Source organism: Saccharopolyspora sp. NPDC050389 (genome assembly GCF_040655595.1).
Taxonomy (GTDB): Bacteria; Actinomycetota; Actinomycetes; order Mycobacteriales; family Pseudonocardiaceae; genus Saccharopolyspora.
Genome location: NZ_JBFAKG010000110.1, coordinates 20363 through 29957 on the forward strand (window position 1 = coordinate 20363; position 9595 = coordinate 29957).

At 67.5% G+C, this 9595-nt stretch carries 11 protein-coding genes and 2 pseudogenes; 7 read left to right on the forward strand and 6 right to left on the reverse strand.

What is annotated here, in order from left to right:
- Positions 1–504: 504 nt before the first annotated feature.
- The 3 genes and pseudogenes from AB0I53_RS42640 (at position 505) to AB0I53_RS42650 (ending at position 2317) form a co-directional block, all read left to right on the forward strand.
- A complete protein-coding gene (locus AB0I53_RS42640) occupies positions 505–1371 on the forward strand; it encodes a hypothetical protein (RefSeq protein ID WP_358615082.1) in 867 nt (288 codons plus the stop codon).
- Positions 1372–1516: 145 nt separating this feature from the next.
- A pseudogene (locus AB0I53_RS42645) lies at positions 1517–1756 on the forward strand (Tn3 family transposase); the annotation flags it as partial.
- Between the two features lie 156 nt (positions 1757–1912).
- Positions 1913–2317, forward strand: coding sequence for a hypothetical protein (locus AB0I53_RS42650; protein ID WP_358615084.1), 405 nt, complete (start codon positions 1913–1915; stop codon positions 2315–2317).
- A gap of 144 nt (positions 2318–2461) precedes the next feature.
- On the opposite strand, the gene AB0I53_RS42655 is transcribed toward AB0I53_RS42650, so the two are convergent.
- Positions 2462–3010 carry a helix-turn-helix domain-containing protein gene (locus tag AB0I53_RS42655; protein WP_358615086.1) on the reverse strand — a complete coding sequence of 183 codons (549 nt, stop codon included), beginning with the start codon at positions 3008–3010 and terminating at the stop codon, positions 2462–2464.
- Between the two features lie 81 nt (positions 3011–3091).
- Here AB0I53_RS42655 and AB0I53_RS42660 point away from each other — a divergent pair, with 81 nt between their 5' ends.
- Both AB0I53_RS42660 and AB0I53_RS42665 read left to right on the forward strand, forming a co-directional pair.
- Positions 3092–3697 carry a dihydrofolate reductase family protein gene (locus AB0I53_RS42660; RefSeq protein WP_358615088.1) on the forward strand — a complete coding sequence of 202 codons (606 nt, stop codon included), beginning with the start codon at positions 3092–3094 and terminating at the stop codon, positions 3695–3697.
- 661 nt (positions 3698–4358) lie between these two features.
- Positions 4359–4496 (forward strand): hypothetical protein, encoded by a 138-nt coding sequence (locus AB0I53_RS42665; protein WP_358615090.1) that lies wholly within the window; start codon positions 4359–4361, stop codon positions 4494–4496.
- A gap of 9 nt (positions 4497–4505) precedes the next feature.
- Here AB0I53_RS42665 and AB0I53_RS42670 read toward each other — a convergent pair whose 3' ends face one another.
- From AB0I53_RS42670 to AB0I53_RS42685, 4 genes are all read right to left on the reverse strand, one after another.
- A complete protein-coding gene (locus tag AB0I53_RS42670; RefSeq protein ID WP_358615092.1) occupies positions 4506–5576 on the reverse strand; it encodes an exonuclease domain-containing protein in 1071 nt (356 codons plus the stop codon).
- Positions 5577–5892: 316 nt separating this feature from the next.
- A complete protein-coding gene (locus tag AB0I53_RS42675) occupies positions 5893–6108 on the reverse strand; it encodes a hypothetical protein (protein WP_358497026.1) in 216 nt (71 codons plus the stop codon).
- Positions 6109–6137: 29 nt separating this feature from the next.
- Positions 6138–6497, reverse strand: coding sequence for an antibiotic biosynthesis monooxygenase (locus AB0I53_RS42680; protein WP_358497024.1), 360 nt, complete (start codon positions 6495–6497; stop codon positions 6138–6140).
- A 103-nt stretch (positions 6498–6600) separates the two neighbouring features.
- The gene (locus AB0I53_RS42685; protein WP_358497023.1) at positions 6601–7593 is read right to left on the reverse strand and encodes an aldo/keto reductase; all 993 of its coding nucleotides are present in this window, start codon (positions 7591–7593) and stop codon (positions 6601–6603) included.
- A 124-nt stretch (positions 7594–7717) separates the two neighbouring features.
- On the opposite strand from AB0I53_RS42685, the gene AB0I53_RS42690 reads away from it, so the two are divergent.
- Both AB0I53_RS42690 and AB0I53_RS42695 read left to right on the forward strand, forming a co-directional pair.
- The gene (locus tag AB0I53_RS42690; protein ID WP_358497021.1) at positions 7718–8341 is read left to right on the forward strand and encodes a TetR family transcriptional regulator; all 624 of its coding nucleotides are present in this window, start codon (positions 7718–7720) and stop codon (positions 8339–8341) included.
- Positions 8310–8489 (forward strand): annotated as a pseudogene (locus AB0I53_RS42695) (hypothetical protein); the annotation flags it as partial. The gene AB0I53_RS42690 and the pseudogene AB0I53_RS42695, both read left to right, overlap by 32 nt.
- Before the next feature lie 134 nt (positions 8490–8623).
- Here AB0I53_RS42695 and AB0I53_RS42700 read toward each other — a convergent pair.
- The coding region (locus AB0I53_RS42700; RefSeq protein WP_358615094.1) for a Tn3 family transposase at positions 8624–9595 on the reverse strand (972 nt) is incomplete at its 5' end.

Here is a 9595-nt window from a genome sequence, read left to right on the forward strand (position 1 = left end):
CGGACGCACGGGATCGCAATGATCTCGTGCTAGGTGCTGGCAGTGTTGTTGATCTGTCGCCGATCAGGGTAATCGGACTCGCCGCGCATCGCCTGCTGGACACGCGGTGCATCGCCGCACCGCCGCTCTGAAGCCACGCCAGGCCCGACCATCCACTGTGTAGCTCAAGGCCGTCCGGCGAGGATGATCTCCGTGATCATCAGGTGTTCGGCAGCTGCGCGGTGCTGAACTGGCTCTCTGATGGCCTTTGTCCTCCAATGTCTCTTTAGGACTATCCTATTGCGACATTGATGCCGCCCGCATCGAGCCGTCCGCGGCGGGCTCGCGTGGCTTGCCTTACGGAGGGGAGCGTAGCGGCGAGCGTCGTTGAAAGTATAATATTTTGCGTAGCTTGCTTGTTCGTCGCATCGGTTCCCGAATGCCCGATCCATTCGCTTCTGATCCGTGAACTCGTTGCGGGCGATCGTCTTGTCCGCGCCGCCAACACGTGTGTCCGGTCCGGCGATGGTCGACGCGCTCCAGCGGGCCGCGGAGATCCTGGGGCTGGGGTTCGCCGAGGTCGACACCGAGGTGGTGGTGCCGCCGCGGCGGTTGGCCGAGTTGTCTCGCTACGGCGTGCAGGGCAAGGCCAGCTTGCTGCGTCGTCACGGGGACTCGCGGCGGCTGGCGACACTGCTGGCCGTGGTCTACCTGCAAACCCGAGCGGTCGACGACGCCCTGGACCTGCTGGATGTGCTGATCTCCTCGAAGCTGCTTGCCCGCGCCGAGCGGGAGTCGGCCAAGGAGAAGCTGCGCACCCTGCCCAAACTCGGGAAGGCATCGGCGAAGCTGGCGGCGGCGTTCGGGGTGCTGTGGGAGGTCACCGGCGCTCACGACGACTTGGCCGAGCAGGCCGCCGAAGCCGGTGATGTGGTCGAGCCGGTGAGCCTGGGGCAGGTGTGGGCCGAGATCGAGGCCGTGGTGCCCCGCTCGGAGCTGGCGGAGGCCCTGGTCGCGGTGGTGGAGCTGGCCGGGCCGCCGGACTCGGATGCCGATGAGGCGTGGCGGTCCGAGCTGGTCAAGCGGTTCGCCACAGTGCGGCCGTTCCTGCCGCTGTTGTGCGAGGTGATCCGCAGCCGGTGCCGTAATCGCGGGCGCAGACTCCCAGCGCCACCTTGCGCAGCTCGAAGTGCGCCAAGAACCTGCTGGACCGCCTGCAGGAAGCAAAAAGAGCAGGGCTGGCTTGGCGAAGTCGCCGTGATCGAGGCCAGCCTTGCTGCCGCCGGCCAGAAACTTGAGGCCATGCAGGCACTGGCCGCCAAGCACACGAGCACGCACCTGGGCATGCCCGACTTCCACCGCTCAGCCGGGCGGTCAAGCCCCGCCCCCTGACCCCGGACTGCCACTGCGGCCAGCCGCGACACGCCCGGACGACGCAGAAATTCGAGCCTGTTGTTCATGACCCTGCGTGAGCGGCCACCAGATCGCGAATAGCCGGGACCTCTCCAAGTTGTTCGGATAAGACCAACTCGGCGCCCTCGGTCTGGTCCTGAACGCCCTGGTGTTGTTCACCACCCGCTATCTCGACGCCGCGATCACCGAACTACGCGCCAGCGGCTACGAGGTCCGCGACGAAGATGCCGCCCACCTCTCTCCGTTCGTGCGCCACCACGTAAATGTGTTGGGACGCTACTCGTTCCTTGCCCCGGAACTGACCGGTGGGCTGCGCCCGCTGCGCGACCCGTCTGAACCCGACGAGGAGGAGATCGCTAACTAGAAGCGGGTCGCGACGCTGCCCGCGCCAGTAGGCGCGGGCCCTCGCGTTCCACTGGACGCCAAGGAGTTCACTGCCGACCTGCGTCAACGCCACTGCGCTGCGCTGGACCGCCTCGACAAGGCGATGGTGGACGGCTCCACGGGCGGGGTTCGGGTTGTGACCCGCAACGGGCAGCCGTGGATCAGCGTGCCGAAGCTGGAGAAGCTGCCCGAGCCCCGCAATCTCGTGGCATTGAAGGCGGAGGTGCAGCGGCGGTGGGGCACTATCGACCTGCTGGACATCCTCAAGGACGCGGACTTCCTGACTGACTTCACCGACGAGTTCACCTCGGTGGCCACCCGCGAGGCCCTGCCCCGCGCCGTGCTGCGCGCACCATCCACCTCGGGGTGCGAGACCCCGCCTGGCGCACCGGCGGCACCCCGGCCGCCGAGTCCGCAGGCGAGCAGCTCGCCCGGGCCGCCGCGTAGCCGCGGCGAGGTGCCCGTGTGGTGGCGTCGGCGACGCGCTCGGAGCGGTGCAGGGCGCCGAGGACCGCGCGACGCTGCCGCCGGCGCTCCGTAGCCGACAAGCGACTCGCCGGCGAGGGGATCAAGACTGCGAGGAAGCGGTCGGATCCCGGTCACCGGCCGGGGTCCTTCTGGTGGGCGGATGATCACGCGGCTGACTTTGTCAACTCAAGTGGCCCGGAGGTATCTGGTCCCACCATCAGGTAGGGCGAGCTGTGTCGTCGTTCCCCTGGCGCTCGCCTGTTTCGAGGGCGAGAGCTGCGGTGTAGGCGGCTGCCAGGCGTTCGGCGGTGGTCGGCCCGCTGCGCGGTGGTAGGGGTGTCCCGAGGTGTTCAGCACGGAGCTCGGCCATGAAGTCGTCCCAAAGATCGGGCCCGCCGTCAGCCAGCAGCTCGGCCCGTACTCGTAGCGATGGCGTTGTGGGGCGGTGGCGTGCGCCCCATTGGCCGAGTGCGGCCATGACGGGGACGAGCTGGATCGCGGCCTCGGTGAGACTGTATTCGGCGCGTCGGCCGCGGCCGGCCTGCGCCCGGGTGAGCAGGCCGCCGGCGACCAGCCGCCGGAGGCGGTCGGCGAGGATGTTCGAGGCGATTGCCTCTTCGGAGCGTTCCTGCAGGACGCGGAAGTGCCGCCGGTTGCCGAACATGACATCGCGCAGGACCAGCAGCGACCAGCGGTCGCCGATCACCTCCACCGCGGCGTTGATCGCGCAGCCCGAGCGCGGTTGGTCTGATCTCCTCCTCACCATGCCGTGTATAGCACTTGCGGTTCATCACCTGCTATCTTCCGCAGGACCGCTTGCAAGTCGCAATCACTCAGGAGGTTCGCGGTGCCGGACACCACTTGCCACATGTCGATCTCACTGGACGGCTTTGTCGCCGGGCCGGAGCAGAGCCGGGAGGACCCTCTCGGGAAACGGGGGCAGGAGCTGCACGGCTGGCACATCGGCGACCCGCGGGCCAACGACGCTGACAAGATCGCGAACGAATGGCTCATGCGCCCTCGGGGTGCGTATGTGATGGGGCGGAACATGTTCGGGCCGATCCGCGGGGACTGGGATGAGGACTGGTCGGGCTGGTGGGGCTCCGAACCGCCGTATCACGCGCCGGTTTTCGTGCTGACCCATCACCGCCATGATCCGATCCAGATGGACGGCGGGACGACGTTCCACTTCGTCACCGAGGGCTTCGACGCGGCCTACTCCGCAGCGTGTGAGGCCGCCGGGGACAACGGGGTGGACATCGCTGGCGGTGCCTCGACCGTCCGGCAGGCACTGGCCGCCGGGGTGATCGACGAGCTCACCCTCGACATTGCACCCGTCCTGCTCGGATCGGGCGAGCGCATCTTCGACGGGGTTGAATCCTTCGGCTTCGAGCCCGCCGAGGTGCTTCACTCACCGCTGACCACCCACATCCGCTATCGCCGCGTCAGCTGACTCCGCGGCCCGCCGCCGCGCTGCGCAGCAGGACGGTCATTCGCCCGGCTCGGGATGGTAGGTGGCGAAGCCGAGGCTGTCGGTGAACCAGCCCAGTGCGGTGGCGGGGTGCACGCCTTCGGCTATGAGGAACGTTCTCGGCCGCACTGGTGACCACCCTGCTGGTCATCCTGCCGCGGCTCTACCCCGCGCTACATGTCCCCTGGCCGTAGCTTTGGGAGTCCTGGGCCCCGTAGGTTGCAACGGGCCACAGCGTGCGGCCGCAGTGCGCGCACCGGGGCACGTCGTGGGCGTCCAGGCGCATCTGTATCTCGGCCTCGGCGGCCGCGATGCGGGCCTGCCTGGTGACTGCCCGCCAGGCTGCGGCACGGTAGCGCGCTGAGCAGTGCCGCGCGTCCGCTCGCGTGCTGCTGCGCAGCGGCCGGCGGCAGTGGGCGCATCTGCGCCTGTGTGACCCGGCCACGACTCGTAGTGTCCGCCCCCGTCATGGCGGTCGACCAACCTGAGCCCACTAGCTACGCCAGCACACCGACGCCTGCGGCGCCGGGTTACGCGGTTCCGCCTGTGACCAGGGTCAGGGTGTGGCGCTGTACTCCGGATCTCGGGATGGTGTAGGGCCGCACGCTCTGCATGGCTATGCGGTCACTGTCCGTCGAGCCATGTGCGGCAGCTTCCGACCGTATTTCGGTCGCATCCCTACCACCACCAAGGCCGCCCCGAACTGGCCGAAGCCTGGCGGGTCATCGCCGACGCCGACGGCCTGCACATCGACGACATCGCCACGCCACCCACCGACTGATCAGCAGCTTCAGCTGAGGGCCAAATCCTCGGCCAAGCGGCGGGCTTCGGCGAAGCGTCCCTGGTCGGCGAGGGTGAACAAGATCCTGCACTGAGCGGTTTCCGGGCAGTCGGTGAAGTGGTCGACGGAGTAGAAGGCACCTAGGCGAGCGTTGGCCGAATCGGCGTCGCCTGGGATCCTCACCGACCGGCAGATCGCGCCCGGGTTGATCTCGATCCAGCTTTCCAGCTCCTGCCCCTCGTAGGTGTCCATCCACGGCTTGTACCCCGCGGTGGTCGCAGGGACCTGCGGTGCTGGTTGCGCGGACGCCGCACGCGCCGTCGTCTCGATTGCCTTCAGCGGCCAGCCATCGGCGTGGGCACTCACGTCCGTCGCACGACGGCGCAGGTCGGCGGCCTCGGTGGGGTCATCAACACGGTGGGCCTGGCGTTCCAGGAAGCCGGCGAAGTCGTGCTGCTGGGTGCGGTACCAGCCGATCTGGTCGCGGTGCAGATCGGCCAGCGGCCGGGTGCCGATCTGGGTGGGGTATTTCTTGGCCAGCCGCCACGCCAGCCGGGCACAGGCCAGGGCGTCCCCAGCCGAGTCGTGCGCCTCATCCAGCCGGACCCGATAGTGGGTGCACAGATCGCCGAGCGTGCGCTTGCCCTTGCGGTAGCGATCCAGGTGCTTGTCGATGCACCGGGGATCCACCACCGGCCCGGACACCTCCAGGCCGCGCTGGTGATGGCGACGCAGCTCGACGTTGAGCAAGGACAGATCGAACGGGGCGTTCATCACGCACAGCGGCGTCGACTCCCGCCACACCGCCGCCAGCACCTCGGCCACCTCAGCGACCACGGCTGCGGCGTCCTGCCCATGCCGCCGCGCATGGTCGGTGCTGACACCGTGGATCTCGGCAGCCTCGGCAGGGATCTCGATGCCAGGATCGGCCAGCCACGTGCGGATATTCGGATCCTGACCGGGAACGATCGAGATCACGGTGGCGGTGACGATCCGGTCGGTCGCGGTATCGGTGCCGGTGGTCTCCAGGTCGCAGGCCAGCAGCGGCCCGTCAGCCCATGACACTGCGAAGTTGTTCATGCGCGCACGGTATCGAGATCGACCGACACCATCAGGTGACATCACCAGCTTGGCGGCGTTCGGCAGCGCGACGGCCTCGTGTGCCTGTTCTCATAAATGGTCATTTATGAGAATGACGCTGCATCACCCAGTTACGCAGAGGTATACGAGGTTTCGGGGTGCCGGTCGGGGCCGGCGCCCCGAGATCATCGCAGCCGAGGACCGAAGCACGGCGGTCCGGCCCTCGGTGGTTTTCGAGGGCCGGACAGGGTGCCAGGGCCGGGCAACTGTGGTGTGTGGCCGAGCTGGTGGTGGCGTACGGGATCGTGGGTGGGTGTCAGGGGGTGGTGTGGGTGGTGTCTCCATGGGCGATCGTCACGAGGGCGAGGAGTCCCACGACGACGAGGCCGAAGATGTTGATGGTCATCATCGTTTCGTTGAGTGCCGCGGTGTTCCATGTCGCGCCGCTGGCGTCGGTGATCTGTGTGGTGTGGTTGGCCGTGAAGTAGGTGATGGAGCTGAGGCCGAGTCCGGTGTAGATGAGGGCCGGCATGGCTCGCACCGGGTGCGGTCGGCCGCGCCCTATCGGGCGACCTGACGGAAGGGCATGTACTCGGCGCCCAAGTCGACGTCTGCGCCGAAGGTGTCCCGGAACTTCTGGCTGACCTTGCCGAGCATGGCGAGCGAGATCATTTCGGTGGAGGCGGCGAAGTCGGCCTGGCCGGAGGCGGTCAACTCCATGTGCTTCCAGATGGCGTCCTCGTTCTCGTAGCGCTCGTGCTGGAAATAGGTGCCGTCACTGCCCTGGAAGATCTCGTAGCTCAGGACGTAGGGCTCCTGCGTCTCTGTGACGGGCAGGACCTTGTCCAGGTAGGCCTGGAAGCGCTCCTCCATGCCGGGCTTGACGCGGTAGCTGAAGAGGTTGTCGATTGCAGTGCTCATGATGTTCCTTGTGGGTTGATTCGGGTGGAGCGCACCGTGGGTGCGGCCCGCAGCCGCGGCCTCCGCGGATCGAGGGCCCGTGCGGGCCGCGTGGAGGGGCGGTTCAGTCGGTGGTGTAGCTGGACAGGAACGCGGCCGGGTAGCGGCTGCCCGCCGAGCCGTTCGGGATGATCTCGGTGATGCGCTGCAGATCGGCGTCGGTGAGCTGGACATCGGCGGCGCCGGCGTTCTCCTCCAGGCGCTTGGCGCTGCGGGTGCCGGGGATCGGGACGATGTCCTCGCCCTGGGCGAGCAACCAGGCGAGCGCGAGCTGGGCGGGGGTGATGCCCTTGGCCGCGGCCAGTTCCTTCAGCTGCTCGGTGGCGCGCAGGTTGTAGGTGTAGTTCTCGCCCTGCCAGCGCTCGTCCCAGCTGCGCATGTCGTCGGCGGGGTACTCGCTCGCGGGCTTGACCTGGCCGGTGAGGAAGCCGCGGCCGAGCGGGGAGTAGGGGACCAGGCCGATGCCCAGTTCCCGCAGGACGGGAAGGATCTTCTCCTCCAGCTCCCGCTCGAAGAGGGAGTACTCGTACTGGAGCACGGAGACCGGGGTGACGGCGTGGGCGCGGCGGATGTACTGCGGGCCGACGTTGCTCAGCCCGAAGTATTTCACCTTGCCCTCGGAGATCAGCTCTCCGACGGCGCCGGCGACCTCCTCGGCGGGCACCTCGGGGTCGGAGATGTGCTGGTAGAACAGGTCGATGCGGTCGGTGTCGAGATAGCGCAGGCTGTTCTCGGCGACCTTGCGGATGTTCTCGGGGCGGCTGTCGACGCCGGAGCCGAGCGGGTCGGCGGTCATGTCGAAACCGAACTTGGTGGCGAGGACCACCTCGTCGCGGAAGTCTTTGACCGCCTTTCCCAGGAGGATCTCGTTGCTGCCGGTACCGGCGCCGTACACCTCGGCGGTGTCGAAGAAATCGATCCCGAGTTCGTGGGCGCGGCGGATGGTCTCGATGCCCTCGTCGTTGTTCGAGGCGCCGTAGGCCACGGACATGCCCATGATCCCCAGGCCGAGCGCGGAGACGCGCAAGCCCTGAGAGCCCAGATTGCGGTGCTGCATGAGTTCACTCCCTCAGTGTTTCGCCGGTTCACCCGAAGAGGTCAAACCGAACTGTTCTGTTTGACTCTACCTGCTGATCGCCCGCGATGCCAAACCAAACGGTTCGGTGCTCTATCCTGGGGTTATGCCACAGTCCCGCGACTCCGGCCAGACCGCAGCGCCCGCCGCCGCCGGCGGCGACACCACGCGCCAGCGCATTCTTACCGCTGCCATGGAGGAGTTCGCCCGCCACGGCATCGCCGGCGCCCGCGTGGACCGCATCGCCAAGCTCGCCAGGACCAGCAAAGAACGCGTCTACGCCTACTTCCGCAGCAAAGATGCGCTCTATGCCGACGTCGCTGCACGGGAGCATGTCGTCATCGCCGAGGCCACTCAGATGGACCCGTCCGACCTCCCTGGCTACGCGGGCCGCCTGTTCGACTACTTCGTCGCCCGTCCAGACCATCACCGCCTGATCACCTGGGGCCGCCTCGAACTGCCGGGCACCGCAACCGGTGCCGACGATCCCGCCCAGGCAGTGATCGCCCGCAAAATCGACCAGCTCCGCCAGGTGCAGCAGGCTGGACAGCTCGACCCCGCCTGGGACCCGGCCGACGTCCTCGCCCTGGTCAATCAGATCGCCATGACCTGGGCGTCGCAACCCGAACTCAGCGAGGCCGCCGCCGCACACGCCGTGGACCCCACCACCACCGCCCGCCGCGCCGCGGTGGTGACCGCTGTCGAGCGGCTTTTCCCCCGAGCGCACTGAGGTCCCCGGACCGGCCGGCGCCAAGGTCGTCCGATACCCCCTGATCGGCGAGGTGATCCTGCCTTTCGAGAACCTCACCGTCGATGCGACCGGGGACCAGGTCCTGACCGTCTTCACCCCGCAGCCGGGCTCACCGGAACACGACGCGATCCGATTGCTGGCCAGCTGGAACGCTCACGCCCCAACCCCCCGCAGAAGCCGAACGTTCCTCGGATGCCTGAGTTGCGCCGCTAATCCGGCTTGTGACCGGGATGACGTAGCTGCCCAGTGTTGGTGGCGCCGTCAGGAACCGTTCTTCGAGGCAACGCGCTGCCGTGTCCGGCGCTGCGCGGTTGCGGCCGCGACGATGTCGCCAGGGAACAGCGCACCCGGCACCAGGTCAAGGGTGGTCACTGGTGTCGCGTCCGGCGGGGACAGGTCCAGTACCCAGTCGCCGAACCGGCGGATGGTGTGGGTGATGTAGGGGGAGATCGTGGCCAGGTCGTCGGTGTCGATCGGGTGCCCGTCACCGGCGAGCGCGTTCGCTGCGGCGGTGATGTCACAGGCGTTGGAGTAGATCACGCAGTTGGCCAGCAGCTCGTTGAACTTGATGATCTTCTCCTGGTAGTCCGGGTCGTTGCGCCCGATGGCCTCGCCGCCGAAGCGCAGCCAGGCGGAGAACCCGTGGAACGCCTCGGCCTTGTTGGTGATCGCGGTGATCTGCTCGCGCAGCTGCGCGTCGGTGAGGAACCGGAGCAGCGTGATCGTGCGGATCACGCGCCCCAGCTCACGGAACGCCCGGTACAGGCGGTTCTTCCGCGAGTTGTTACCCAGCCTGCGCAGCAGCGTCACCGACGACAGACGGCCCTCGCTGATCGAGATCGCGGTGCGCAGCAGGTCCGTCCAATGCGTCTCGATCAGGCACCAGTCGATCACGTTGTCGCCGAACAGCGAGTCAATGTGCTCGAACCGCGTGTCCACGCTGGGTCTGTAGAAGTTCAGGTCGGCCCAGTTTCGGATGCGCGGGAGCAGGTCGAACCCGAGCAGCGCCGCCAGCCCGAAAACAGGCAGCGACTGGCCCTGGGTGTCGGCGTGGATGGTGTCGGGCTGGATATCGGAGTCGTTGCGCAGCAACCCTTCGATGATGTAGACGGCCTCCCACACACCACACGTGATGAAGTGTGCGACATCCCGTGAGTTCGGTGGTTCCTCGTTGGGAACGTGAGGGTGGGTTGCCACCAGGAGCAGGGCGTTCAGGTTGATCTCCACACCTGC

Excerpts from the sequence above, each read along its gene's own strand:
- AB0I53_RS42640 (WP_358615082.1), top strand. The coding sequence starts at position 505 with ATGGTCGACGCGCTCCAGCGGGCCGCGGAGATCCTGGGGCTGGGGTTC.
- AB0I53_RS42655 (WP_358615086.1), bottom strand. The coding sequence starts at position 3,010 with ATGGTGAGGAGGAGATCAGACCAACCGCGCTCGGGCTGCGCGATCAAC.
- AB0I53_RS42670 (WP_358615092.1), bottom strand. The coding sequence starts at position 5,576 with ATGAACAACTTCGCAGTGTCATGGGCTGACGGGCCGCTGCTGGCCTGC.
- AB0I53_RS42675 (WP_358497026.1), bottom strand. The coding sequence starts at position 6,108 with ATGCCGGCCCTCATCTACACCGGACTCGGCCTCAGCTCCATCACCTAC.
- AB0I53_RS42680 (WP_358497024.1), bottom strand. The coding sequence starts at position 6,497 with ATGAGCACTGCAATCGACAACCTCTTCAGCTACCGCGTCAAGCCCGGC.
- AB0I53_RS42685 (WP_358497023.1), bottom strand. The coding sequence starts at position 7,593 with ATGCAGCACCGCAATCTGGGCTCTCAGGGCTTGCGCGTCTCCGCGCTC.
- AB0I53_RS42690 (WP_358497021.1), top strand. The coding sequence starts at position 7,718 with ATGCCACAGTCCCGCGACTCCGGCCAGACCGCAGCGCCCGCCGCCGCC.